Raw genomic sequence first — 26,233 nt, 5'->3', positions numbered from 1 at the left:
ACAAAAAATAAACATTGAAACGAAACGAATGCCGGAAAAACATCATGATATGTGACAGAAAAAACATACGCTCATGCCCGGAGATTGTAATTGTAAGAAGATTTGTGTATCTTTGCGGCTCAATTTAATTCTCTGAATATGAAATATAAACTACTCGTACTTGACTTGGACGGTACATTAACGAACTCGAAGAAAAAGATAACCGACCGCACACGGAATACGTTGATAGAAGCACAAAAACGAGGTGTGAAAATCGTACTTGCATCAGGCAGGCCGACTTATGGAGTGGCGCCATTAGCCAATGCGCTGGAATTAAACCGTTACGAAGGATATATCCTTTCATACAATGGAGGTGAAATCATTGACTGGAAGACTGGAGAACTGATGTACAAGAAATGGCTGGAAAACGACATCCTGCCTTATTTATATAAGTGTGCTAAAGAAAATGGATTCGCCATTGTAACGTATGACCACGAATTTGTATTAACCGAATCGCCCGATGACGAATATGTCTTAAAAGAAGCCTTGCTGAACGTAATGAAAATAAAGAAGGTGGACAACTTTCTGGAGGCCATCCCCCGCCCCATAACCAAATGTCTGATAGTGGGTGAGCCCAAAAGGCTGGAAATCTTAGAGAAAGAAATGTACGGACAATTAAAAGACAAAATGGGCGTGTTCCGTTCGGAACCTTATTTTCTTGAACTTGTCCCTAAAGGCATAGACAAAGCCCAGTCCTTATCTGTTTTATTAAAAGAAATCGGACTGGCTAAAGAAGAAATGATAGCCATAGGCGATGGTTTCAACGACTTGTCTATGATTCAGTATGCAGGCTTAGGGATTGCCATGGCAAATGCCCAGCCGATAGTACGTGAAAACGCCGATTTCATCACCCTGTCAAACGATGAAGACGGTGTGGCTTATGCCGTAGAAAAGTTCATTTGACAAGTTTCGCAAATGAATATATACTGCGCATGCCGATTAATATAACTTCGTAGGCCGATGCAGATATCTTTATTGGGCAACGCAGTATATATTCCTTTTCTACAAGAAATCAGTCCTTGGGCTTACGGTCGAAAAACGGATTTTTAGAGGAAGCACTTACCGGAATCGCGTAAACCTGTTTACATCCGTCCAGCCAATCAAGTTGTTGTGCCGCCAAGCCCGCCGAGAACATCACACGAGTATCTACCCGATGATCGGCAGCCACCGAACAGGCGGAACCTATTGCAATCCCTACATCTACGCTATTAATCGCACAAGGCACTCCTTCTTCACGGGCATCACAAGTTTCGAAACCGCAATGTCCGCAATTCAACCCTTGAGGCTGCTCGCGCGTACCTATTAATATAATACACTCTGCATTCAGTATGTTTTCGGCGTCACGCAAGAAAAACTTAAAGCCGTTTTCTTCGTACATCTGCTTCATGGTATCCGACAAGATACGGATATTGCTTTCAGTCACCATTGCCACCTCAATGATATCCACTCCTTTCCCTTTCGGCGCCGTACGTGCGGCAATCATCATCTGCTGGGCAATCTGCAGCACTTGTTCGTGCCGGCTGTCTCTTTCATTCAGTATCATAAGCCCTCCTTTTTTATTAAAGAACCGCAGACTAACATTGATTTCCGTCAAGTCCTGCCGACTCCCTCTATCCCTGTTAATCTGCGGTTCATCTTCAATACATTTCAGAAACAAGCTCTTGCCTATTTCTTCTTTCCTTTTTTAAGGTCATTCTCATGCATGGCCTCTTCTACCTGATAAGCCGGAGCATGTTTTTTATGCATGCCCTTCGGTTTTTTATTACCGGCAGCTCCCATAATGAATCCTCCTTTTTTATAAAAATGTCCTTAAAAGACAACGGGATTTTCCCGTCATTTTAAAATATGCAATTGTTTAAAGCATTTTATCAATTTATCGATAGCAAAGTCTACCTGTTCCTTCGTATGGGTAGCCATCAAGGCAAAACGGACCAACGTATCTTGAGGTGCACATGCCGGCGGAATAACCGGATTGATAAACACACCTTCATCGAACGCCAGCTTGGTCACTTCGAATGTCTTGTCGGTGTCACGCACATACAACGGAATAATCGGGCTCGCCGTATCGCCTATCTCAAAACCTGCCTCACGGAAACTCTTCAGCGCATAGTTGGTTATCTTCCACAGGTTTTCCTGACGTTCCGGCTCTTCCTGAAAGATATGAAGCGCTTCGATAGCAGCCGCCGTAGCAGCCGGCGTGTTGCTGGCCTGGAAAATATACGAGCGCGCGTTATGGCGCAACCAGTTGATGATGTCTTTATCTGCCGCAACGAATCCGCCTATCGACGCCAACGACTTGCTAAAGGTACCCATAATCAAATCAATGTCCTTTGTCACGCCAAAGTGGTCGCATACACCTCGTCCGTTTCTCCCGAACACGCCAAGACCATGAGCTTCGTCTACATAAACAGTCGCATTGTATTTTTTCTTCAGACGGACTATTTCAGGCAAATTCGCCAAATCACCTTCCATCGAGAAAACACTGTCCACCACAATCAGCTTAATGGCATCCGGCTCGCATTTCTGAAGTTCTTTCTCCAACGCATCCATGTCATTATGCTTGTACTTTAACTGGGTAGCGAATGAGAGGCGGCGTCCGTCTACAATCGAAGCATGGTCGCGGTCATCACATATAATATAGTCACCCCGCCCTACTAGTTGCGGAATCACGCCTTCGTTTACGGTAAATCCCGTAGAGAAACACAAGGCTTCGTCTTTCCCGACAAATTCAGCCAGTTCTTTTTCTAATTTCACATGAATATCCAACGTACCGTTCAACAGACGGGATCCCGCGCATCCTGTACCATATTTGCGGGTCGCGGCAATCGCTGCATTGATGATACGCTCGTCATAAGTCAGCCCCATATATGAATTGGAGCCAAACATTAAGACTTTTCTTCCGTCCATCATCACTTCAGTGTCTTGGGCACTGTCTATTTCACGGAAATAAGGATAAACACCCCGCTCCATATACATTTGGGGGATTCTGTATTTCCCCAGCTTGTCTTGCAATAGTCCCATATATTCTTACTCTGTTTGGTAAATCCTAACGACTTACATTATGTTATTTACATTAGCCGGAACATCACCGGCGGATTTCATTATTTAATAAAAGAACGTGCAAAGATAATAATTTTAGCAATCTAAATCAGCTATTGTGGCAAAAAAATATTTTATCTGTCAATTCTCTACAAAAATATACGGTTTATAAACAAAATAGTCTTATTTTTGTTTTCAAATAAAAGACCTCTGCCATGCTCTTTGCCAGAGATGCGGATTTAACAACTAAGACTCTTAACTAACATGAGCTCAAAAAAAAGCATCACATTTATCGTCAATCCCATATCGGGTGTGCATGGAAAAGAATTTATCCTGCACCTGATAAACAAGCATATCGACCGAAACCAATATGATTATACCATTTGCAAAACCGAATATGCAGGACATGCAAGCGAAATCGCCCGGGATGCAGCGGAAAAAGGAATCGACATCGTAACCGCTATCGGCGGAGACGGAACCATTAACGAAATAGGGCGCTCACTCATCCATACCGACACGGCGTTAGGAATTATCCCTTGCGGCTCGGGGAACGGGCTGGCACGCCACCTGCATATTCCGATAAATGTGTGGGGAGCCATCGAAACATTGAACCGCGGATTTATTAAAGACATTGATTACGGCATCATCGACAATCACCCCTTCTTCTGCACGTGCGGGGTGGGATTCGATGCATTCGTCAGCTTGAAGTTTGCCGATTCCGGAAAGAGAGGGCTGCTTACATACCTGGAAAATACGTTACACGAAAGCTTGAAATACCAGCCGGAAACCTATGAAATAGAGAACGAATTGGGAACCGTGCGCCACAAGGCCTTCCTTATCGCTTGCGCCAACGCTTCGCAATACGGGAACAATGCCTACATCGCCCCTCAGGCATCGCTCACCGACGGAATGATGGATATCACCATCTTAGAACCTTTTACGGTGCTCGACGTGCCTGCCCTTTCGTTCCAGCTGTTCAACAAGACATTGGATCAGAACAGCCGAATCAAAATCATGAAAGAAAAAAAGATTACAATCCACCGCCATCAGGAGGGCGTATTCCATTTCGACGGAGACCCCATGATGGGCGGTAAGGACTTAACCGTAGAGGTCGTGCACCGGGGGTTAAGAGTGATTGCTCCTGAACGGGGGAAAACATCGGTAGAGCCATTCAGCATATTGCAGCACTTCACCGATTTCATCGGCACACGCCCTTTGGCTTACAGCATTGCGGAAAAGCATAAAAAACTGTTACAATTAAACCAAAACCTGCTCAGAAGATTATCGAAGCGGTAAACCGGTCTTGCCGCCGCCCGAAACACATACGGCTGCGTTGGCTAACGAGACAGGCTTCGCAAGCCAACGCATATAGTCACGTAGGCCAACGCAGCCGCATGCGTTTTCATGCGTTTATATTCAAATAAAAATCACCGACCAGGCCGATGTATTCCCGGCTATATACGTTGGGAGATTCCTCAAGGGTCAAATGAGTAGTCTCACAAGCCTGTATCGTGCGCACAAATGCCATCAAGACCCGTTTGGGAGATGCCGAAGGCTTTGTATGAACATACGTCCGGCGCAACAGATACAAATGCCGTTCGGCGGCTAACGTAATAAAACGTTCCCCCGCCTCTGCCGGCAGGATAACCGAAAAGCTTCCGTCTTCCGACATTAAACGCGCCACCGCGTCCAGCAGGCATTCGAATGTCAGGCTCTCGGTATGGCGTGCGGCGTTGCGTTGCCCGTCCGGACAATGCACCCGCTCCCTGAAATAAGGAGGATTGGAAACAATCGTATCATACACGCCGCCTTGGAATGCTCCCGCATCTGCCTGGCAAAACCGGATGCGTCCGCTCCACGGCGAAGCCAAGGCGTTTTCGCCCGCCTGCCCTATCGCGTCCGAATCGATATCAATGCCCGTCACTTGCGCCTGACAACGCTGGGCTATCATCAACGCAATCAGCCCGCTCCCCGTCCCGATGTCCAATACGTTCCGGGCCTGGCGCAATGAAACCCACGCGCCTAACAAGACGCCGTCCGTGCCAACTTTCATCGCACACCGGTCATGCCATATCGTGAATTGCTTGAATCTGAAAAAGGGGCTTCTCATACCTTTGTCTCTTATTTTTCGCCAAAAATAAGTAAAACGCTCCATATCCATGTATAAAATCACAAATTATTTTCTTCCGGACAATGCTTTTACAACTTTTCTACTTCCGTATTCGAAGCAGATTTCTTAACTTTGTACCCGTTTTGAGAACAAAGAAATTGAATAGACCAAACTATAAAGTAGACTAACCGCAAATTATGGTAAGAAGAAAGAGAAACGAAAACGATTTCGAAATGCAATCAACTACAGATGAAGTATCGATGGTCACCGAGATAAAGGCCGATGCCGAATCTCCTTCAGCCGACGAACTGACCGGGGAACTGCCCATCATGACTTTACGCAACATGCTGATGTTTACAAGCATCGTCATGCCCGTAACCGTAGGCAGGCAAAGTACGCTGAAGTTGGTCCGCTCGGCATTAAAGAACAAGCAACATATCATCATAGCCACTCAAAAAATGGCAGAAGTCGAAGAGCCTGGCATCAACGATTTATATCCACTTGCTGTAATCGGCAGGATACTCCGGATTTTCGAACTTCCCGGCGGAACGACTACCGTCATCTTGCAAGCCAGCAATGTGAAAGTCCGGCTGGAAGAAATAACCTCCTCCCTTCCCTATTTGAAAGGAAGAGTGCAAATCGAGCCCGAAGACATGAGCGTCAAGGACAATGACGAGTTTATGGCATTGATGGATATGTGCACCGACCTTGCCAACCAATATGTGGATGCCAGTGACAGGTTAAGCCCGGACGTGACTTTTGCATTGAAAAACCTGCCCAAAGACCATATCATGGTGAACTATATCTGTACAAACTTTCCGTTCAGCCTGGATGAAAAGTTTGAATTGATGTCGAAAGATACATTAAAAGACCGGCTGTATAACCTGATACAAGTGCTGAACCGGGAAACCAAGCTGGCTGAGCTGAAGCATGACATCCAGATGCGCACGCGGGAAGACCTGGACCGCCAACAACGGGAATATTTCCTGCAACAGCAAATCAAAAACATTCAAGACGAATTAGGGAACGGACAGGAAGACGAAATAGACGAACTGCGCAATAAAGGGAATGCAAAAAAATGGAGCAAGGAAGTTGCGGCTACATTTGAGCGCGAATTGCAGAAGCTGGAGCGCATCAACCCGCAATCGCCCGATTACAATGTGCAGCTCACTTACCTTCAGACACTGCTTTCACTTCCGTGGAATGTTTTCACGACCGACTCGTTAAACATCCCGAATGCCGAAAAAATATTGAACAAAGACCACTACGGACTGGAAAAGGTGAAAGAACGTATCTTGGAACATCTTGCCGTACTGAAGCTGAAAGGGGATTTGAAATCACCGATTCTTTGCTTATACGGTCCTCCGGGCGTAGGAAAAACCTCATTGGGCAGATCCATCGCGTCTGCCTTGAAACGGAAATACATCCGCATGTCATTGGGAGGCGTGCACGACGAAGCCGAAATCCGCGGACACCGTAAAACCTATATCGGCGCCATGCCGGGGCGTATCATCAAGAGCCTGATGAAAGCGGAATCGTCCAACCCGGTCATCATCCTGGACGAGATAGACAAACTGGGCAATGACCGTCAGGGAGACCCGGCTTCGGCCATGCTGGAAGTGCTCGACCCGGAACAGAACAACACGTTCCACGACAACTATATTGATTTGGACTATGACCTGTCAAAAGTGATGTTTATAGCTACGGCAAACAACCTGAGCACGATTCCGACTCCTTTGTTAGACCGTATGGAACTGATTGAGGTAAGCGGATACATTACCGAAGAAAAAATAGAAATCGCACGGCGTCACCTGATTCCGAAAGAAATGCTGGCAAACGGATTGACAAAAGCACATGTCAAGTTCACCAAGCCGGCTATCGAGTACATCATCGAAAACTATACACGGGAAAGCGGCGTACGCGAATTGGAAAAGAAAATCGGGAAGGTCATGCGTAAGATTGCTTTGGAAATTGCCAGCGATAAATTCACCGGCCTGCATGAACTGAAAGCGGATGACATCAAGCAATATTTAGGAACGCCTGAATACTCGCGCGACAAATACCAGGGGAATGGATATGCCGGAGTCGTTACAGGGTTGGCGTGGACCGCGGTAGGAGGCGAAATCTTATTCGTGGAAACCAGCTTGAGCAAAGGAAAGGGAGAACGTCTGACTTTAACCGGAAACCTGGGAGATGTCATGAAAGAATCAGCCATGCTGGCTTTGGAGTATCTGAAAGCGCATTCTTTCCTGCTCAACCTGCCGGAAGGCATTTTTGAGAACTGGAATATCCATATCCACGTGCCGGAAGGAGCCATTCCGAAAGACGGACCTTCGGCAGGTATCACCATGGTAACTTCATTGGCATCAGCTTTGACCCAACGTAAAGTAAAGCCAAACCTGGCTATGACGGGCGAAATCACATTACGCGGGAAAGTACTTCCCGTAGGTGGAATCCGTGAAAAAATCTTAGCGGCAAAGCGCGCCGGCATTACCGACATTATCTTGTGCGAAGAAAACCGGAAAGACATTGAAGAAATCCAACCGCTTTACCTGAAAGGACTGGAATTCCATTATGTAAAAGACATTAAGGAAGTGCTTCAATTGGCTTTAACGGATGAAAAAGTAGCGGATGCCATTGACTTTGAAGCGATTCTGAAAAAAGAGAAAGAACAGGAAGCAATGCGTTCCAAAGAGGAGAAAACACCAATTATCTGATTGTTTTGAATGAAATTTGAATTACAACATACTGATCCGAAATCAAATGCCCGTGCCGGTCTGATTACGACAGACCACGGGCAAATCGAGACGCCTATTTTCATGCCAGTAGGTACACTGGGCAGTGTAAAAGCGGTTCATCTGCATGAATTGAAAGAGGATATCAAGGCACAAATCATTTTAGGGAATACCTATCATTTGTACCTTCGTCCAGGTCTTGAAGTGCTTGAAGCTGCCGGAGGGCTGCATAAATTCAACGGGTTTGACCGTCCGATGCTGACCGATAGCGGCGGTTTTCAAGTGTTTTCGCTTTCGGGCATACGCAAGCTGAAAGAAGAAGGCGTAGAATTCCGCTCCCATATCGACGGCTCCAAACACCTGTTCACGCCCGAACGGGTCATGGATATCGAGCGGACAATCGGAGCCGACATAATCATGGCATTCGATGAGTGCACTCCGGGTACGGCAGAATATGACTATGCAAAAAAATCCATGGAACTCACCCATCGCTGGTTAGACCGTTGCATGGCACGTTTCAACGAGACAGAGCCCAAATACGGATATAACCAGTCGCTTTTCCCTATCGTTCAAGGTTGTGTGTATCCGGATTTGCGGAAACGTTCGGCTGAATATATCGCTTCAAAAAATGCGGACGGAAATGCGATTGGAGGATTGGCAGTAGGCGAACCTACGGAAAAGATGTACGAAATGATTGAAGTGGTCAACGAAATCTTGCCCGCCGATAAGCCCCGTTATTTAATGGGGGTAGGAACTCCGGTCAATATTCTAGAAGGCATCGAACGGGGAGTAGACATGTTCGATTGTGTCATGCCTACCCGAAACGGGCGAAACGGGATGCTCTTCACCAAAGACGGCATCATGAATATGCGTAACAAGAAATGGGAAAAAGATTATTCCCCCATTGAAGCGGACGGAGCCTCCTATGTAGACACGATGTATAGCCGTGCTTACCTGCGCCATCTGTTCCATGCCCAAGAATTGTTGGCACTGCAAATTGCTTCTATCCACAACCTGGCTTTCTACTTATGGCTAGTAGGCGAAGCACGCAAACACATTATCGCCGGAGATTTCACTACATGGAAACCGGCTATGGTAAAACGAATTTCCACGCGTTTGTAATATTATATAGATGATGAAACTGGAACAACTTAAACAGAAAGTTACGTTACCTAAAACAGCTAAGTTCATGCCTTTTCTGAAAAGCATTTTCAAACAGAAATGGCTGAAACGGCTTGACCGGTACATTATCGTCAAGTTTCTGGGAACATACTTCTTTGCTATCGCTTTGATTATTTCCATTTCTGTAGTATTTGACATCAATGAGAACATCGACCGTTTCATTAATAATAAAGCGCCGCTCGAAGCCATTGTTTTTGATTACTACCTGAACTTCATCCCCTACTACACCAATTTGTTCAGTCCGTTGTTCGTCTTTATTGCGGTGATATTCTTTACCTCAAAGCTTGCGGAGAATTCCGAAATCATCGCGATGTTCTCTACAGGCATGAGCTTTAAGCGGCTGATGGTCCCTTACATGATATCGGCGGCCATTATTTCGGCTGTGACTTTTATGCTAGGGACAGAGGTTATTCCCAAAGGAAGCGTTACACGATTGAAATTCGAGGAAAAATACAAGAAAAAGAAATCTGCAGATTATGCCCGTAACATCCAGCTGGAAGTAGATAGCGGGGTAGTCGCCTACATGGAGCGTTACGAAAATTACAATAAAACCGGATACCGATTTTCATTGGATAAATTTGAAGACCACAAACTGGTGTCTCACCTGACCGCACGACGCATTACGTACGATACAGCCTCTTATCATAAATGGATTATCCGTGACTATATGATTCGGGAAATGCGTGGCATGAAAGAAGTAATTACCCGGGGAGAACGCATCGACTCCATCATTAAGATGGAACCGCAAGACTTTCTGATTACACGTGGCCAGCAAGAAACCATGACCAGCCCGCAACTGCGTGAATATATTCAAAAACAGAAACAACGCGGATTCGCCAACATTAAGGAGTTTGAAGTAGAATACCATCGGCGCATAGCCATGTCTTTTGCCGCATTTATTCTAACGGCTATCGGACTTTCGCTTTCTTCCCGAAAAGTGAAGGGAGGTATGGGACTTCATTTAGGTATCGGTTTGGCATTAAGTTTCTCTTATATCTTATTCCAAACCATCTCAGCCACTTTTGCCATCAACGGAAACATGCCTCCGGCTCTTGCTATTTGGATTCCAAATATCCTCTATTTGTTTATTGCCATCTACTTATATCACAAAGCACCGAAATAAAAAGAGGAGTTACTTTACCGTAACTCCTTTTCATCAAATTGAACGGCAAGCGGGACTCGAACCCGCCGACCCTCAACCGAGTATTTTGCTATTTATTATAAAGACGACTGATGCAATTCATCTAAGTGCATAGCCCAATGCATGAAACCCTGTCACGCACCTCCGTGCTTAAACGGATTCCATGAAGGCATCCGTCAACTTTAGATGTTAGCGCAGCAGAAGTAGTATTCTCATAAGAATTCATAAGAATTTTATGTCAGTGTCAAATTTTTAGTCCGGTTTTATTTGATTAATTCAGAAATAAGATTTACCTTTGTGCACCGAAAACAAAAGCAAATGCGGAAGTAGCTCAGTTGGTAGAGCATCAGCTTCCCAAGCTGAGGGTCGCGGGTTCGAGTCCCGTTTTCCGCTCTTAGAAAAGAGGATTTCTGATGACAGATTTCCTCTTTTTTTTGCTATATATGGTATGGGAGCTATCATTGTACATAAACGCAGCCGGTTGCGGAAGCCTGCGGATATAGGTGTGGCGGCAAACGCATATAGGTTCATCCGCTGTAAGATTATTAATCTTCAGGCTGCAAGATTATTAATCTTACAAGCGGAAGATTATTAATCTTACACCAAACGAAGTTATCTGCGTTGATGCGAGAAGATAATAACAACAACCATTTAAAATCTGAGTATAACAAAGTATAGTTTAGTAGTAATGGGATATTCAGTAAATATAACAAAATTAGCCAACTAATTCATACACAATGTATTGCGAATTAGTTGGCTTTTTTGTATCTTTAGATATTCCCCCGAAAATAAGGTTTGGCAGCCAAAACGGGGGAAATACCCCAACAAAGATATGGCTAAGATACAAAATATTTCGGAAATACAGCCCACTTTGGGCTTTACAGAATTTGATGTTCTGGAAAAATATCGCAAGAGTTTTCATGAGAGTGAACTGGGCAGGCTTCACTCAGTTTTCCCGTTTGACCGTATGGCAAAAGCCATAGGCTTGTCGGAACATCGTCTTGGACGCAGGAACATTTTTAGCCCTCTGGCAAAGATTGCCCTTATGGTCCTGAAAGCCTACACCGGATTCTCCGACAGACAGCTGGTGGAACATCTCAACGGCAACCTCCACTACCAGATGTTCTGCGGAATCATGATAGATCCGGCCTTTCCCATAACCAACTACAAGATAGTCAGTGCCATCCGCAATGAGATAGCATCCCGTCTTGATATTGACTCCCTTCAGGAGATACTGGCCTCCCACTGGAAACCATATCTTGAGAACCTTCACGTGTGCATGACTGATGCCACGTGTTATGAAAGTCACATGCGTTTTCCAACAGACATGAAACTGCTTTGGGAAAGTATTGAATGGCTTTACAGGCATATCTGCCGGCATTGTATGGATCTTGGGATAAGGCGTCCCCGTAACAAATATGCGGATGTGTCAGAGTCCTATCTTTCATACTGCAAGAAAAGAAAGAGGAAAGCTTCAAGAACACGGATGCTCAAGCGCCGTATGATCAGACTCCTTGAAAAGCTCATCGTACAGAGGGATGAGATTCATAAGGAGTACGGGAGATCACTCAGATATACACAGGATTATCAGAAACGCCTTTCCATAATCAGAAAGGTTCTTGTACAGGAGAAGGAACTGTTTGAAGGCAGGAAGGTCAATGACCGCATCGTCAGCATCGACCGTCATTACGTACGTCCTATCGTAAGAGGCAAGGAAACAAAGTCTGTTGAATTCGGTGCAAAGGTTAACAACATACAGATAGACGGTATATCGTTTATCGAACACCTCTCGTTCAAGGCATTCAATGAGGGAATACGGCTGAAGGGCTGTATCCGTATGCAACAGAAACTCATGAATGTCAGGGTTAGATGTGCGGCTGGAGATTCCATATATGCCAACAATGCAAATAGAAGGTTCTGTACAAAATATGGTATATCCACTTCCTTTGTACGCAAGGGAAGGGCGGCAAAGGATGAACCCTTGAGAAAGGTTCTCAGAAGTGAACTCTCCAAAGAAAGGGCCACCCGGCTTGAAGGAAGCTTCGGTACTCAAAAGCAACACTACTCACTCGCAAGAATAAAGGCCAGGAACAGGAAGACTGAAATCCTTTGGATTTTCTTCGGAATACATACGGCAAATGCCGTACTGATGATAGACAAGGTCACGAGCAGAACAGCTAAAGCGGCATGACATGAATTTACAGACAGGAGCAGAAGAGGTCATCAGACTTCTTCCGGAACATCATGTCCAACAGATAGGATTATATGAAAAAACACAGAAAAAGGGCAATAATAATGGCATATAAAGTGATTATACTCTATCGACTTTATATGCCATCTTACTTTTTAGGGACATTTACTGAATATCCCTAGTAATGCGCACGAATAGAATGGAGACGGCAATCGCAGAACGGTTCCCTTAAAGGCTCTTTACCTTTATGGCTTATACAGCAAAGAAACTATACGGAGGACACAAATAATCCCCTCTATGTGGATATTCTCAAAAAGGATTTTTTAATTCCATAACGAAAAAATATCGTTTTCTCCCCAATACCAGTGCGCATATCCTGCAATCAGGTTCTTATATCTAAACAAGCGGGCTGCCGTTTCCGTGCCTCTCAATCCATATAAGGACGTTGCGGAAATCCGTATATCCGATGACGAAGCCAACACCGAATAATGGCTCTCATAACCTTTGAATGTATTATTCCCACATCGGGTCAAACGATAGCCATTGCTCGGATTAGCGTCTACCAATGTACAGTCAAAAGGCAGAATCCCCGCCATTTCATAGGCCGTGCCTCCCTGACGTACCGTCAATGAACGCGAAAGGAATGTCATCCCCTCTCCTTCCGCCCATAAACGGCCGCCCGCTTCTACGTATTCACGCAATTGGCTCATCAAACGTTTCCTCCGATGAAGCTGGCGGACAAACAACTCCGGACATCCGCCGGGGATATACACATAATCCGCTTCCGGCAAATCGCTTCCATATACTGGGCTAAAATATGTAATTCTGCCCGCTTCGGCCAATCGGTCTACATTTTCCCGATACAAGAAACAAAAAGCCGGGTCACGGGCCACAGCTATCCGCAGGCGCCTGTCTGGACGGTGCAACATGTCTATGCCGACCTCGGACGTATAAGGCAATGTATAAGGACAAGGGAAAATGCGGGTGCACAGATTCAATAGTTTCTCTATGTCAACATGCTTTTCTACCAAATCCGCAATCCGGTCTATCAGCTTACTGAAAGAACGCTTGACGGAAAGGGTTAACCCTTGATGACGCTGCGGCAAACGGATATCTTCCTCTACCGGCAAATATCCTAAGCATTCTATCCCGACATCGATACAAGCCTCGCGCAAAGAGATTTCGTGAGACTGAGAGGCGACCTGGGTAAAGACAACCCCAACTATCCGGACCGAGGCATTAAACCGTTTCATCCCATACAAAACCGGAGCAATGGCATAGCCTATGGCACGCGCATTTATGACCAATATGACCGGGACATTCAGCATCCGTGACAAAGCCGCACTACTGTTCTCCATCCGGTTATACCCGTCATACAATCCCCTGTTCCCTTCGATAATGCACACATCAGCCGGCTCCGCGTAATGATTATAAACGGATTGGATATGAGTGCGCGAAGCCAGCCAGGCATCCAAGTTGACAGATTCACAATTACAAGCTATCGCATGATATTGCGGGTCGATAAAATCAGGACCACACTTGAATGGCTGCACTTTCATTCCTCTCCGCTGCAAGACCCGCAACATTCCTAACATAAAAGTTGTCTTCCCGCATCCGGAAGTGGGAGAACCTATTAAAAATTGTGGTTTCATATCAATCTGCCGTTTTTGCCTGCAAAATTAATATAAAATTTCAATAGGATGGAAACCTGCAAGCAGCAGAATAAGTTTTACGCCCTCCGACTGAAGGAGATAAAACTTATCAGACCATTTTCAAAACCCATTACAAGCAATATTCCGATATTTATTGTACCTTTGCTTTACGTTATAACCATTAAAACCATAAAGGATATGAACAACTTCATTTTTTATAGCCCGACGGAATTTGTCTTCGGAAAAGAGACAGAACTGCAGACAGGGACATTGGTGAAAAAATATCGTGGAAGCAAAGCCTTGATTGTGTATGGCGGAGGTTCGGTCATACGAAGCGGCTTGTTGGACCGGGTAAAGAAATCGCTGGATGAAGCCCATATTGCCCACATCGAATTGGGAGGTGTCCAGCCCAACCCTACCGACCCGAAAGTATACGAAGGCATCGAATTAGGAAGGCGTGAAAACGTGGATTTCCTTCTGCCCGTAGGCGGAGGCTCCGTAATCGATACAGCCAAAGCCATTGCGGCCGGAATCCCTTATCAAGGTGATTTTTGGGACTTCTTTACAGGAAAAGCCATACCGCAAACGGCCTTGCGCCTCGGTGTGGTACTAACCATTCCTGCCGCCGGAAGCGAAGGCTCGGGAAATTCAGTGATTACGAAAGCGGACGGATTGAAGAAACTCAGCCTGCGCACACCCGAAGTGCTCCGTCCGGCGTTTGCCGTAATGAATCCCGAAGTGACTTATACGCTTCCCGCTTGGCAAACGGCAAGCGGCATTACCGACATGATGGCACATATCATGGAACGCTATTTTACCAACACGCCTGATACGGAAGTGACAGACCGCTTATGTGAAGGCACATTGAAAGCCATCATAAAAGAAGCCCGGACTGTAATAAAAGAACCATACAACTACGGCGCACGTGCCAATATCATGTGGGCAGGCACCGTCGCACACAATGGCATTTGCGGAACCGGACGTGAAGAGGACTGGGCTTCACACTTTATGGAACACGAAATGAGCGCACTCTATGACGTGACTCACGGAGCAGGACTTGCCGTCATTTTCCCTGCATGGCTGACTTATATGGCAGACCATAATGTAGGCAAAATAGCACAATTCGCTGAACGGGTATGGGATGTTCCCGCCTCGGCCGACTTAAAAGCCGTAGCGCTGGAAGGCATTGCCCGCTTTAAAACATTTTTACATGAAATAGGCATGCCCACCACTTTTGGGGAATTAGGCATTGAGCATCCCGACATCGGCCTGCTGGTAGCCCACCTGCACGAAAACAAAGGCGAACAGATAGGAAGCTATGTCCGCCTCGACCGTCAGGCAAGCCGGGAAATTTATGAGATAGCCAACCGTTAATTTGCAGCGTTTAATTCTTAATGGAACATGAAATTCGACAATTCAACAATCCGCCGGCAAGACCGGACATTGGAGCAAGAACGGGCTTTCGAAATACTGAAAGAGGGTGAATTCGGCATTCTTTCGATGCGTGCTGAAGACGGGAACGGAGCATACGGCATTCCGCTCAGCTATGTATGGGACCGGGGGAACTCCATCTACATTCATTGCGCGCCCGCAGGACGGAAGCTGAAATGCATCGATGCCTGCCCGCAAGTTTCCTTTTGCGTGACAGGGCGGACCAAAGTAAAGCCGGAACAATTTACCACTGCATACGAGAGCGTTGTGCTGCAATGCTCTGCGCATCACAGCCTGCATGAAGCCGAACGTATGTCCGCACTTTCGCTTCTATTAAGCAAATATTGCCCCAACGATAAAATGCGCGGCATCGATTATGCCCAAAAGTCATTCCACCGTACGGAAATCATCCGGCTGGACATCGAGACCATAAGCGCCAAAAGCAAAAAAGCGTTCTGAAAAGGGGAAATCCCTATCACAAATAGGAATCTCCCCTGCCCGATTTAGGAAAAACAACTTGCCTGAACGAAGTTGATTTTTTATCTTTGCCCTACGAAATCAAAGCAAAAAGGAGGCAATTATGAAAACTAAAAAGAAGGCATTGTACCGCATATTTTTCCTATTGGCAATGACATTGGCATTCACGTCTTGCGAATACGTAGGATTGGGAGTCGAATTTGGAAACGGGACAAACAATTACCGGGAACGGACCGATTACTTGTGCAGCCGAATCTGGACGGACGAATGGTATGACGATTACGATACCTATTATTACCAAGAACTGCGTTTCTATCCGGACAATACGGGCGAGGACTACCTTTACAAGCAAGACCGGTACGGGAATCGGGAAGAGTCAAGCCTAAGGTTCGCTTGGGACTGGTGGAACGTATCCTATACAAGCCTCCGTCTTACTTACCGGGACGGATACTCGTACATGGATAACATCCAAATGGGAGGCAACCAGCTGAACTGCCTGTTCGACAATTACCCGGCTTATTTTACCGGAAAATGAAAATTTTATCGAACACAGGGACACGGAGACACAGAGTTTGTTATTTTTTCCTCTGCGTCTCTGTGCCATTGTGTTCAAACGAACATCAAATAAATAACACATAACAATGAAATCAAACTTAATGACCATGACCGCCGCCATGCTGCTTGCCGCAAGCGGACAAGCCAATGCCGGCACCCCCAGCGGGAAACCCTTCATCGGGAAACAAGAAATAAGCATTCAAGACGGACGGATGACCCCCGAAGCGCTTTGGGCGATGGGGCGCATCGGAGAGACAAGCGTATCGCCCGATGGAAAACAAATAGCTTACACCGTATCGTATTACAGCGTGAAAGACAATGCCAGCCACACGGTCATCTACACAATGAATGCCGACGGAAGCAACAACCGGATGCTCACCGCTACTCCCGAAAACGAAAGCAGCCCTGCATGGATAAAGGGAGGCACGAAAATCGCTTTTCTCACCCCACAAGGCGGAAGCTACCAGCTTTGGGAAATGAATCCCGACGGAACCGGACGCAAACAACTCTCGGAATACAAAGGCGACATCGAAGGCTTCAAGTTCTCGCCCGATGAAACCAAAGTGCTTTTCATCGCGCAAGTGAAATACGGCAAACGCACTTCCGACCTCTATCCAGACCTTGACAAGGCAAGCGGACGGGTAATAAACGACCTGATGTACAAACATTGGGACGAATGGGTAGAAACGGTTCCACATCCGTTCATCGCCGATTTTGACGGAAACAAGGTAGGAGAAGCCGCCGACATCTTGGCAGGCGAGCCTTACGAATCCCCCATGAAACCTTTCGGAGGCATCGAACAGCTGGCATGGAGCAACGACTCAAAACAAATCGCTTACACTTGCCGCAAGAAAACGGGCGTGGCGTATTCGCAATCGACCGACTCGGATATATACCTTTATGATATAGAGACCCGACAGACCCGGAACCTATGCAAAGAGGACGCCAACGACCAGAATAAAGGTTATGATACCAACCCGAAGTTCTCGCCCGACGGAACACGCATCGCTTGGCAAAGCATGGAGCGGGACGGATACGAGAGCGACCGTAACCGCCTGTGTGTGATGAATCTGAGTACCGGCGAAAAGACATACGTCACCGAAGCCTTCCAGTCGGGCGTGGACGATTATTGCTGGGCACCCGATAGCGAAACACTTTATTTCACAGGCGTATGGCACGCCACCAGCATGATTCACAGCACAAACCTGAAAGGCGAAGTGGAGCAACTCACCGAAGGAATGTACGACTATGCATCTGTGAAAATGCTGAACGACAAACAGTTGCTCACGATGCGCCATTCGCTTAGCGAAGCCGATGAGCTCTTCACGGTCGGCTTGAAGAAAGACCATAAGGTGACCCGTATCACTTCGGAAAACGACCATATCTTCAACCAACTGAAAAAGGGAAAGGTAGAGCCGCGCTGGACAAAGACGGTAGACGGAAAGGATATGCTCTCGTGGGTGGTTTATCCCGTTGATTTCGACCCGAACAAGAAATACCCCACCCTGCTTTTCTGCGAAGGAGGCCCGCAAAGCCCCGTCAGCCAATTCTGGAGCTATCGCTGGAACCTGCAGATTATGGCAGCTAACGATTACATCATCATCGCTCCGAACCGCCGCGGGCTTCCGGGCTTCGGCATGGAATGGCTGGAAGAAATCAGCACCAACTACGGCGGACATTGCATGGACGATTATCTGAGCGCCATAGACGACATCGCAAAAGAGCCTTACGTAGACAAAGACCGATTGGGATGCGTCGGAGCCAGCTTCGGAGGATACTCGGTGTATTGGCTTGCCGGACACCACAATAAACGTTTCAAAGCCTTCATTGCGCACGACGGATTCTTCAATATGGAACAACAATACCTGGAAACCGAAGAACTTTGGTTTACCAACTGGGACTTAGGCGGCCCGTACTGGGAGAAAGACGACCCTGCCGTGCAGCGCAGTTATGCCAACTCGCCCCACCTCTTCGTTGACAAATGGGATACGCCCATCCTCTGCATCCACGGCGAAAAGGATTTCCGCATCCTCGCCTCGCAAGGCATGGCGGCCTTTAATGCAGCCATATTAAGGGGAATACCCGCCGAGCTGCTCGTCTTCCCCGACGAAAACCATTGGGTACTGAAGCCTCAGAACGGCATCTTGTGGCAACGCACTTTCTTCCGCTGGCTGGACAAATGGTTGAAAAACTGATTTTTAATTGAACACAGAGACACAAAGACACAGAGTATTATTTAAAGAAATTCTCTGTGTCTCTGTGCCTCTGTGTTCTTTTTTCCCTTTAATAAAACATGATAAGAAACATTGCATTCGATTTCGGCGGGGTCATCGTAGACCTCGACCGTGAAGAAGCGGTACAGGCATTTATCCGGTTAGGACTGGAAAATGCCGGCCGCATCCTCGACAAATATCATCAGACAGGAATATTCCAGGAATTGGAAGAAGGGAAGCTCAGTGAAGAATCCTTCCGGGAAAAGCTGGGCATATTGTGCGGCAAGCCGCTGGAACGCGAAGAAGTGCGGCAAGCGTGGATGGGATTCGTAAGCGGAATGGACATCCGTAAGCTGGACTACATCGCCCAATTACGCCAAAGGGGCTACCGCACCTTCTTGCTCAGCAACACCAATCCCTACTTAATGGACTACTGGGCACGCACGCCACAATTCACTCCGCAGGGAAACAGCATAGACGCATATTTCGACAAGCTGTATCTTTCATTCGAAATGGGCTGCATGAAACCGGAACCGGAAATCTTCCGCCAGATGATAAAAGATGCGCAAATCCGCCCCGAGGAGACGCTTTTCATCGACGATAGCACATCGAACATCGCCGCAGGGAAAAACGCAGGGCTGCAAACGTTCCAACCCGAAAACGCTTCCGACTGGCGTGCGCAAGTGGAAACTCTATTGGAAAGAGCGAAGTAAAAGAAACGCAGATTAACGCGGATTTTCGCAGATTAGAGAATATCTTTCATTCTTTTTCTGCATCAATCCGCGCTAATCTGCGCTTTTTATTTCAATGTGTGGTGAAACTCTAAGCCATAAACAAGATGAACAGCTGAGCCGTCAGGATACGCAGGAACATCACCAACGGATATACCGTAGAATAACCTACAGCCGGCGCATCGTTGCCCGAAACCTGGTTTGAATATGCCAATGCGGGAGGGTCGGTCGTACTACCGGCAATCAAGCCTATCAGCGTATAATAATTAATCTTGTAATACAACCGCGCTATCAAGCCGATAATCATCAGCGGGAGCAGCGTTATCAAGAATCCCATGCCGACATAAAGCAAACCGTCTCCTTCGACTACCGTCTGCACGAAGTTCTCGCCCGCCTTGATGCCGACACTCGCCAAGAAAAGCACAAGCCCCACTTCGCGCAGCATCAGGTTGGCACTCATCGTGGTATAAGTCACCAGACGTACCTTATAGCCGAAACGTCCGATTAAGATGGCGATAATCAACGGACCGCCTGCAAGACCTAACTTCACCGGCGTCGGGATGCCCGGGAAAGCAATAGGAATACTTCCGAACAAGATACCGCACAGAATGCCGACAAAGATAGTCACGATATTCGGATGGTCCAGACGTTTCAACTGGTTACCCAGCATGTTTGCCACACGCTCGATGGCATCCTGCGGACCTACCACCATCACACGGTCGCCCACCTGCAAGGTCAAGCTACGTGCCGCAAACAAGTCCATACCCGAACGGTTGACACGCGTCACGTTCACGCCATACATGCTGCTGAAATGCAACTCACCCACCGTCTTGCCGTTAATAGAAGGCTGCGTCACCAAGATACGGCGCGACACCATCGGCTTGTTTTCCGTATTCTGGTGTTCCCAATCGACTTCAATCTTCGAACCGATAAACGCCTCGATGGCTTCCGCATCATCTTCCGCGCACACAATGTTCATCTCGTCGCCCGTGTGAAGCACCGTCTTCGAAGTGGGGATGTTCACTTCCCCGTTCTGAAGGATGCGGGAGCACACCAAGTTACGTGCCAGAAAATTCTGCAACTGCAAGATGGTCTTCCCGTTCAATGCCGGATTCTCCACCCGCAACTGGATGCGGAAAGGTTTCAGGTGCGGATTGGCTTCTTCAGCCTGCTGGATAGCTTCCGACTCTTTGTCTAAGTCTACCCGGCAGATGTAGCGGATGAGAATCATCGAAAGGATGATGCCGATGACACCCAACGGATAGGCGCAGGCATATCCCATTGCGATTTCCGGACCGTCGTAGTTCAACTGCTGCAATGCCTCGTTGGCGGCACCAAGCCCCGGCGTGTTCGTCACGGCACCGCAAAGGATACCGACTATCATCGGCACCTCGATACGCCCCTGCAACGCATAATAAATAATGAGTGCGACAATGATATTGAATGCCACAATGCCCGTCGCCAGCAAGTTGAGCCGGATTCCTCCCTCCTTGAAAGAAGAGAAAAACGACGGTCCCACCTGCAAACCGATGCAGAAGACAAACAATATCAGTCCGAAGTCTTGCAAGAAAGAAAGAATGGCAGGATTACCCGTAAATCCAAAGTGTCCCACCAAGATTCCCACGAACAAGACGAAAGTAACCCCCAGCGAAATGCCGAAGACCTTGATTTTCCCTAATAACACTCCGCCCGAAATCACAAAGGCATATAACGCCACAATATGCGCTATAGAGTTAGGATTCGTCAATAAATCTTGTAACCAATTCATGATATTATAATTTTAAGTTGCGCAAATGTAAGCAAATCAAACAAGAAGTCAAAACTTTTACAAACCAAAATAGAAGAATATGAGGAAACGGTATGGAAATGCCTGAAGAAAAATGTCACACTTTTGCCCGTTATGTGCAATTTATTTGTATATTTGCCCCTGCATGCGTTTCCAACCGGCATGCAAATAAACTTGAATCATAATCATTAAAAGCACAAAGTATGGCAGATAAAAAAGAAAAACTCTTTTCTGATTTTCCGGAAGTATCGGCGCAAGAATGGATGGACAAAATCCAGGCCGACTTGAAAGGAGCTGATTATGAAAAGAAATTAGTATGGAAAACCAACGAAGGGTTCAAGGTAAACCCTTTCTACCGCCAAGAAGATTTAAAAGGGCTGAAAACCATCGAAACCCTTCCCGGAGAGTTCCCCTATCTGAGAGGCAACAAAAAGGATGACAACACTTGGTACATCCGCCAGGACATCCGGGTGGAAAATCCCGAGGAAGCCAACCGCAAAGCCCTCGGCCTCCTGAATAAAGGAATAGACTCGTTAGGTTTCCACATAAAAGGAAAGGATGTCAGCCGGGAAGTCCTCGACACACTGCTGAAAGACATCCATTGCGATTGCATCGAACTGAACTTTACCACATGCCAACGGCATACCGTACAACTGGCACAATTATTATCCGCCTATTTCAAAGAAAAAGGATACGGCCCTCAGGACATACACGGTTCGGTCAACTTCGACCCTATCAGCAAGATGCTCCAGAAAGGGAAAGACCTGAGCCCGATTATCGGTTTGGCTTCAGAAGTGGTAAACGCACTGGCAGAGTGGCCCCACTTCCGCTGCATCGGCGTTGACGCGCTCCGCCTGAACAACTCGGGAGCCTATATCTACCAGGAGCTGGGATACGCCCTGGCATGGGGGAACGAATACCTGAGCCGCCTGGCAGAAGCCGGCATCCCCGCCGGCCTTGCCGCCCGGAAAATCAAGTTCAATTTCGGCATCAGCTCCAACTATTTCATGGAAATCGCCAAGTTCCGTGCCGCACGCATGCTATGGGCAGACATCGTGAAAGCTTACCAGCCGGAAGAGGACAATGCGTGCCAGATGCACGTACACGCCACCACTTCTACATTCAACATGACTTTATTCGACTCATACGTCAACCTGCTCCGCTCGCAAACCGAAGCGATGAGCGCCGCTATTGCCGGAGTAGACTCCATGACCGTCACCCCCTTCGATTCGGTATACGAAACGCCCAATGAGTTCTCGGAACGCCTGGCACGCAACCAGCAATTATTATTAAAGGAGGAATCGCATTTCAACCGCATCGTTGACCCCGCCGGAGGTTCGTATTACATAGAAAACCTTACCGTATCCATCGCCAAGGAAGCATGGAACCTTTTCCTGCAGACCGAAGACGAAGGCGGTATGGTAAAAGCCATTCAGAACGAAAGCGTGCAAAATGCCGTCAACCAAAGCAACAAGGCACGCCGTGAAGCCGTATCACGCCGCAAGGAAATCCTGTTAGGAACCAACCAATACCCCAATTTCACCGAACGGGCAGGCGATAAAGCCCCGTTAGAACATGTATGCGGATGCGGAGGCAAGGACCATCCGCACGAAGAGGAAGCGTCGTTCGCCAAATTAGAGACCGCCCGCGCCGCAAGCGAATTCGAAGCGCTCCGCCTCGAAACGGAACATTCCGGGAAACGCCCGAAAGCATTCATGCTCACTATCGGCAACCTTGCCATGCGCCAGGCACGCGCCCAATTCTCGTGCAATTTCCTGGCATGTGCCGGATACGAAGTCATCGACAACCTGGGCTTCGCAACGGTAGAAGAAGGCATTGATGCAGCCATGAAAGCAAAGGCAGACATCGTAGTGCTCTGCTCCAGCGATGACGAATACGCGCAATATGCCGTCCCGGCTTTCCGGGCGTTGGCAGGCCGCGCCATGTTCATCGTGGCAGGTGCCCCCGCATGCATGGAAGAGCTGAAAGCCGCCGGCATCGGACACTTCATCCACGTCCGTTGCAACGTCTTGGAAACCTTGCGCGAGTTTAACAAACAATTATTATAATTTTTGAACACAGAGACACGGAGGCACAAAGGTCTATTTTATGAGTTTATCCGATTACAATATATATAATATGCTAAGCCGGGCCATTATCGGCGCAGCCATTGAAGTACACAGAGAGCTTGGTCCCGGCTTATTGGAATGTGTCTACGAAGCGTGTCTTATTACAGAATTAGAAAATAGAGGATATCACGTTGAAAGCCAAATTGCATTGCCTCTTTATTATAAAGGAGAAAAACTTGACAAAGAGTTCCGCATAGACTTATTGGTAGAAGACATCGTGATAGTAGAATTAAAAGCAGTAGAGGAACTGAAAGACATACATGAAGTACAGCTTGTCACTTATTTGAAACTTGCCAACAAGAAATTGGGCTTGCTCATCAACTTCAATGTCCCTGTATTAAAAGACGGGATACGCCGGAAGATTAACGGGGAAATATAAAACTCTGTGTCTCTGCGCCTCTGTGTTCCATTAATAATACGCAAAACCATGAAACCGAATTTTAGAAACATAGACATATATGCCGGATTCCATCCCCAAAACGGAATGGAATGGCAAAAAGCCAATGGCATCGCCGCCAATTGGAAAACCCCCGAACAGATACAAGTGAAACCGGTCTACACCAAAGAAGACCTCGAAGGAATGGAACACCTGAACTATGCGGCAGGCATCCCTCCCTACCTGCGGGGCCCCTACTCGATGATGTATGCCTTCCGGCCGTGGACCATCCGCCAGTATGCCGGATTCTCCACCGCCGAAGAGTCGAACGCCTTCTACCGGCGGAACCTGGCATCGGGACAGAAAGGCCTTTCCGTAGCCTTCGACCTCCCGACCCACCGCGGCTACGACCCCGACCACCCGCGCGTAGTGGGAGACGTAGGCAAGGCGGGCGTATCCATCTGCTCGCTCGAAAACATGAAAGTGCTGTTCGACGGCATCCCTTTGAATAAAATGTCCGTCTCCATGACGATGAACGGCGCCGTATTGCCCATTATGGCGTTCTACATCAACGCGGGGCTGGAGCAGGGAGCCAAGCTGGAAGAAATGGCAGGCACCATTCAGAACGACATCCTGAAAGAATTCATGGTGCGAAACACCTACATTTACCCGCCTGCCTTCTCCATGAAGATTATTTCGGACATCTTCGAATATACGTCACAAAAGATGCCGAAATTCAATTCTATTTCCATCTCGGGATACCACATGCAGGAAGCCGGAGCCACCGCAGATATCGAATTGGCATACACGCTTGCCGACGGACTGGAATACCTCCGCGCCGGAATCGCCGCCGGAATCGATATCGACGCCTTTGCTCCCCGCCTCTCCTTCTTCTGGGCCATCGGCATGAACCACTTCATGGAAATTGCCAAGATGCGTGCCGCACGCATGCTTTGGGCGAAGATTGTAAAACAATTCAACCCGAAGAACCCCAAGTCGCTTGCCCTGCGAACCCACTCGCAAACCTCGGGCTGGTCGCTCACCGAACAAGACCCGTTCAATAACGTAGGCCGTACCTGCATCGAAGCCATGGCGGCGGCGCTCGGACACACCCAGTCCCTCCACACCAACGCCTTGGACGAAGCCATTGCCTTGCCTACCGACTTCTCGGCACGTATCGCCCGCAACACACAGATTTACATCCAGGAAGAAACACAAATCTGCCGCGGAATCGACCCGTGGGCAGGCTCTTACTACGTGGAATCGCTCACCAACGAACTGGCGCACCGGGCTTGGGAACACATTCAGGAAATAGAGAAACTGGGCGGCATGGCAAAAGCCATCGAGACCGGCATCCCCAAGATGCGCATCGAAGAAGCCGCCGCACGCACGCAGGCGCGCATCGACTCAGGCGAACAGACTATCGTGGGCACCAACAAATACCGCCTGGAAAAAGAAGACCCTATCGACATCCTGGAAGTGGACAATACCGCCGTGCGTCAGGAACAGATAGAAAACCTGCGCCGCCTGCGCGAAGGGCGAAACCAGGCAGAAGTCAGCAAAGCGTTGGAAGCCATCACCGAATGCGTGCGTACCGGCAAGGGGAACCTGCTGGAGCTGGCGGTAGAAGCCGCCCGCGTACGTGCCACATTGGGCGAAATATCCGATGCGTGCGAAAAAGTAGTAGGAAGATATAAAGCAGTAATCAGAACCATTTCAGGCGTGTATTCATCAGAAAGTAAAAAGGATGCGGATTTCGCACGGGCGTGCGGACTGACCGAAGAGTTTGCAAAGAGAGAAGGACGGCGCCCGCGTGTCATGATTGCCAAAATGGGGCAGGACGGACACGACCGCGGAGCCAAAGTGGTAGCAACCGGATTTGCCGATTGCGGGTTCGACGTGGATATGGGACCCCTGTTCCAGACGCCCGAGGAAGCGGCGCGCGAAGCGGTAGAGAACGACGTGCATGCGGTAGGCGTATCATCGCTCGCGGCAGGACACAAAACCCTCATCCCGCAAATCATCGCCGAGCTGAAGAAGATGGGACGCGACGACATCCTCGTATTCGCCGGAGGAGTCATCCCCCCGCAAGATTACGACTTCCTCTATCAGGCAGGCGTAATGGCAATCTTCGGACCGGGCACATCGGTCGCAAAATCGGCATGCCAGGTCATGGAACTGTTGCTTGAGAACGAAGAGTGAAGAGATTGAACACAGAGACACGGAGGCACAGAGCTTTTCGTGCGTGACAAGGATGATTTTTTGAAACGCGGATTTCCGCAGATTAACGCAGATTATAGTAGAACAAAATTGGTTTGCGAAAAATGGATTGGAACACAGAGACACAAAGGCACAGAGTTTTATTTCTTTGAGAGAACAGAGTTCACGGTGCAAAGTGCTGGCTTTATGATCTTTGCTTTTTCTATATAATTATTTCTCCGTGTCT

At 47.7% G+C, this 26,233-nt stretch carries 19 protein-coding genes and 1 tRNA gene; 15 read left to right on the top strand and 5 right to left on the bottom strand.

Annotation, left to right across the window (positions count from 1 at the left end):
- Window positions 1–138: 138 nt before the first annotated feature.
- The gene (locus BACSA_RS02885; RefSeq protein ID WP_013616625.1) at window positions 139–942 is read left to right on the top strand and encodes a Cof-type HAD-IIB family hydrolase; all 804 of its coding nucleotides are present in this window, start codon (window positions 139–141) and stop codon (window positions 940–942) included.
- Window positions 943–1,051: 109 nt separating this feature from the next.
- On the opposite strand, the gene BACSA_RS02880 is transcribed toward BACSA_RS02885, so the two are convergent.
- Together BACSA_RS02880 and spt are read right to left on the bottom strand one after the other, a co-directional pair.
- Window positions 1,052–1,582 (bottom strand): ferredoxin domain-containing protein, encoded by a 531-nt coding sequence (locus BACSA_RS02880; RefSeq protein ID WP_013616624.1) that lies wholly within the window; start codon window positions 1,580–1,582, stop codon window positions 1,052–1,054.
- A 290-nt stretch (window positions 1,583–1,872) separates the two neighbouring features.
- Window positions 1,873–3,060, bottom strand: coding sequence for a serine palmitoyltransferase (spt, locus tag BACSA_RS02875; RefSeq protein WP_013616622.1), 1,188 nt, complete (start codon window positions 3,058–3,060; stop codon window positions 1,873–1,875).
- 282 nt (window positions 3,061–3,342) lie between these two features.
- Between spt and BACSA_RS02870 the strand changes: the two genes are divergently transcribed.
- Window positions 3,343–4,374: a diacylglycerol/lipid kinase family protein gene (locus BACSA_RS02870; protein ID WP_013616621.1), complete on the top strand. Its 1,032-nt coding sequence runs from the start codon at window positions 3,343–3,345 to the stop codon at window positions 4,372–4,374.
- 106 nt (window positions 4,375–4,480) lie between these two features.
- Here BACSA_RS02870 and BACSA_RS02865 read toward each other — a convergent pair whose 3' ends face one another.
- Window positions 4,481–5,188, bottom strand: coding sequence for a tRNA1(Val) (adenine(37)-N6)-methyltransferase (locus BACSA_RS02865; RefSeq protein WP_041583856.1), 708 nt, complete (start codon window positions 5,186–5,188; stop codon window positions 4,481–4,483).
- Between the two features lie 197 nt (window positions 5,189–5,385).
- Between BACSA_RS02865 and lon the strand changes: the two genes are divergently transcribed.
- The 5 genes from lon (at window position 5,386) to BACSA_RS02840 (ending at window position 12,437) form a co-directional block, all read left to right on the top strand.
- Window positions 5,386–7,905: an endopeptidase La gene (gene lon / locus BACSA_RS02860; protein ID WP_013616619.1), complete on the top strand. Its 2,520-nt coding sequence runs from the start codon at window positions 5,386–5,388 to the stop codon at window positions 7,903–7,905.
- A gap of 9 nt (window positions 7,906–7,914) precedes the next feature.
- Entirely contained in the window at window positions 7,915–9,045 is a 1,131-nt protein-coding gene (tgt, locus tag BACSA_RS02855) for a tRNA guanosine(34) transglycosylase Tgt (RefSeq protein ID WP_013616618.1), read from the top strand.
- 67 nt (window positions 9,046–9,112) lie between these two features.
- The gene (locus BACSA_RS02850; RefSeq protein WP_013616617.1) at window positions 9,113–10,228 is read left to right on the top strand and encodes an LptF/LptG family permease; all 1,116 of its coding nucleotides are present in this window, start codon (window positions 9,113–9,115) and stop codon (window positions 10,226–10,228) included.
- 338 nt (window positions 10,229–10,566) lie between these two features.
- Window positions 10,567–10,639: transfer RNA gene (locus BACSA_RS02845), tRNA-Gly, on the top strand.
- Between the two features lie 439 nt (window positions 10,640–11,078).
- Window positions 11,079–12,437, top strand: a complete 1,359-nt coding sequence (locus BACSA_RS02840; protein WP_013616616.1) for a transposase — start codon at window positions 11,079–11,081, stop codon at window positions 12,435–12,437.
- Between the two features lie 323 nt (window positions 12,438–12,760).
- Here the strand turns inward: BACSA_RS02840 and BACSA_RS02835 are convergent, their stop codons facing one another.
- On the bottom strand, window positions 12,761–14,089 hold the full coding sequence (locus tag BACSA_RS02835) for a cobyrinate a,c-diamide synthase (RefSeq protein WP_013616615.1): 1,329 nt from the start codon (window positions 14,087–14,089) through the stop codon (window positions 12,761–12,763).
- A 198-nt stretch (window positions 14,090–14,287) separates the two neighbouring features.
- Between BACSA_RS02835 and BACSA_RS02830 the strand changes: the two genes are divergently transcribed.
- The 5 genes from BACSA_RS02830 (at window position 14,288) to BACSA_RS02810 (ending at window position 19,478) form a co-directional block, all read left to right on the top strand.
- Window positions 14,288–15,463, top strand: a complete 1,176-nt coding sequence (locus BACSA_RS02830; protein ID WP_013616614.1) for an iron-containing alcohol dehydrogenase — start codon at window positions 14,288–14,290, stop codon at window positions 15,461–15,463.
- Between the two features lie 27 nt (window positions 15,464–15,490).
- Window positions 15,491–15,979: a pyridoxamine 5'-phosphate oxidase family protein gene (locus BACSA_RS02825; protein ID WP_013616613.1), complete on the top strand. Its 489-nt coding sequence runs from the start codon at window positions 15,491–15,493 to the stop codon at window positions 15,977–15,979.
- A 121-nt stretch (window positions 15,980–16,100) separates the two neighbouring features.
- Entirely contained in the window at window positions 16,101–16,532 is a 432-nt protein-coding gene (locus tag BACSA_RS02820; RefSeq protein ID WP_013616612.1) for a hypothetical protein, read from the top strand.
- A gap of 106 nt (window positions 16,533–16,638) precedes the next feature.
- A complete protein-coding gene (locus BACSA_RS02815; RefSeq protein WP_013616611.1) occupies window positions 16,639–18,747 on the top strand; it encodes a S9 family peptidase in 2,109 nt (702 codons plus the stop codon).
- 98 nt (window positions 18,748–18,845) lie between these two features.
- Window positions 18,846–19,478 carry an HAD family hydrolase gene (locus tag BACSA_RS02810; RefSeq protein ID WP_013616610.1) on the top strand — a complete coding sequence of 211 codons (633 nt, stop codon included), beginning with the start codon at window positions 18,846–18,848 and terminating at the stop codon, window positions 19,476–19,478.
- A gap of 109 nt (window positions 19,479–19,587) precedes the next feature.
- On the opposite strand, the gene BACSA_RS02805 is transcribed toward BACSA_RS02810, so the two are convergent.
- Window positions 19,588–21,264 carry a putative transporter gene (locus BACSA_RS02805; protein ID WP_013616609.1) on the bottom strand — a complete coding sequence of 559 codons (1,677 nt, stop codon included), beginning with the start codon at window positions 21,262–21,264 and terminating at the stop codon, window positions 19,588–19,590.
- Between the two features lie 221 nt (window positions 21,265–21,485).
- Here BACSA_RS02805 and mutA point away from each other — a divergent pair, with 221 nt between their 5' ends.
- Genes mutA through scpA form a run of 3 tightly spaced genes read left to right on the top strand, consistent with a single transcriptional unit; the run spans window position 21,486 to window position 25,989 of the window.
- Window positions 21,486–23,351, top strand: a complete 1,866-nt coding sequence (gene mutA, locus BACSA_RS02800) for a methylmalonyl-CoA mutase small subunit (protein ID WP_013616608.1) — start codon at window positions 21,486–21,488, stop codon at window positions 23,349–23,351.
- Window positions 23,352–23,391: 40 nt separating this feature from the next.
- Window positions 23,392–23,790 (top strand): GxxExxY protein, encoded by a 399-nt coding sequence (locus BACSA_RS02795; RefSeq protein WP_013616607.1) that lies wholly within the window; start codon window positions 23,392–23,394, stop codon window positions 23,788–23,790.
- A gap of 48 nt (window positions 23,791–23,838) precedes the next feature.
- On the top strand, window positions 23,839–25,989 hold the full coding sequence (gene scpA / locus BACSA_RS02790; protein WP_013616606.1) for a methylmalonyl-CoA mutase: 2,151 nt from the start codon (window positions 23,839–23,841) through the stop codon (window positions 25,987–25,989).
- Window positions 25,990–26,233: the final 244 nt, after the last annotated feature.

The sequence above is a fragment of the Phocaeicola salanitronis DSM 18170 genome (assembly GCF_000190575.1).
GTDB classification, from domain to species: Bacteria; Bacteroidota; Bacteroidia; order Bacteroidales; family Bacteroidaceae; genus Phocaeicola; species Phocaeicola salanitronis.
This window is presented reverse-complemented; position numbering and strand designations above follow the sequence as displayed.

Excerpts from the sequence above, each read along its gene's own strand:
- BACSA_RS02870 (WP_013616621.1), top strand. The coding sequence starts at position 3,343 with ATGAGCTCAAAAAAAAGCATCACATTTATCGTCAATCCCATATCGGGT.
- BACSA_RS02810 (WP_013616610.1), top strand. The coding sequence starts at position 18,846 with ATGATAAGAAACATTGCATTCGATTTCGGCGGGGTCATCGTAGACCTC.
- BACSA_RS02835 (WP_013616615.1), bottom strand. The coding sequence starts at position 14,089 with ATGAAACCACAATTTTTAATAGGTTCTCCCACTTCCGGATGCGGGAAG.
- BACSA_RS02820 (WP_013616612.1), top strand. The coding sequence starts at position 16,101 with ATGAAAACTAAAAAGAAGGCATTGTACCGCATATTTTTCCTATTGGCA.
- lon (WP_013616619.1), top strand. The coding sequence starts at position 5,386 with ATGGTAAGAAGAAAGAGAAACGAAAACGATTTCGAAATGCAATCAACT.
- BACSA_RS02825 (WP_013616613.1), top strand. The coding sequence starts at position 15,491 with ATGAAATTCGACAATTCAACAATCCGCCGGCAAGACCGGACATTGGAG.
- BACSA_RS02850 (WP_013616617.1), top strand. The coding sequence starts at position 9,113 with ATGCCTTTTCTGAAAAGCATTTTCAAACAGAAATGGCTGAAACGGCTT.
- BACSA_RS02865 (WP_041583856.1), bottom strand. The coding sequence starts at position 5,188 with ATGAGAAGCCCCTTTTTCAGATTCAAGCAATTCACGATATGGCATGAC.
- BACSA_RS02840 (WP_013616616.1), top strand. The coding sequence starts at position 11,079 with ATGGCTAAGATACAAAATATTTCGGAAATACAGCCCACTTTGGGCTTT.
- spt (WP_013616622.1), bottom strand. The coding sequence starts at position 3,060 with ATGGGACTATTGCAAGACAAGCTGGGGAAATACAGAATCCCCCAAATG.
- BACSA_RS02795 (WP_013616607.1), top strand. The coding sequence starts at position 23,392 with ATGAGTTTATCCGATTACAATATATATAATATGCTAAGCCGGGCCATT.
- BACSA_RS02830 (WP_013616614.1), top strand. The coding sequence starts at position 14,288 with ATGAACAACTTCATTTTTTATAGCCCGACGGAATTTGTCTTCGGAAAA.
- tgt (WP_013616618.1), top strand. The coding sequence starts at position 7,915 with ATGAAATTTGAATTACAACATACTGATCCGAAATCAAATGCCCGTGCC.
- scpA (WP_013616606.1), top strand. The coding sequence starts at position 23,839 with ATGAAACCGAATTTTAGAAACATAGACATATATGCCGGATTCCATCCC.
- BACSA_RS02885 (WP_013616625.1), top strand. The coding sequence starts at position 139 with ATGAAATATAAACTACTCGTACTTGACTTGGACGGTACATTAACGAAC.
- BACSA_RS02805 (WP_013616609.1), bottom strand. The coding sequence starts at position 21,264 with ATGAATTGGTTACAAGATTTATTGACGAATCCTAACTCTATAGCGCAT.
- mutA (WP_013616608.1), top strand. The coding sequence starts at position 21,486 with ATGGCAGATAAAAAAGAAAAACTCTTTTCTGATTTTCCGGAAGTATCG.
- BACSA_RS02880 (WP_013616624.1), bottom strand. The coding sequence starts at position 1,582 with ATGATACTGAATGAAAGAGACAGCCGGCACGAACAAGTGCTGCAGATT.
- BACSA_RS02815 (WP_013616611.1), top strand. The coding sequence starts at position 16,639 with ATGAAATCAAACTTAATGACCATGACCGCCGCCATGCTGCTTGCCGCA.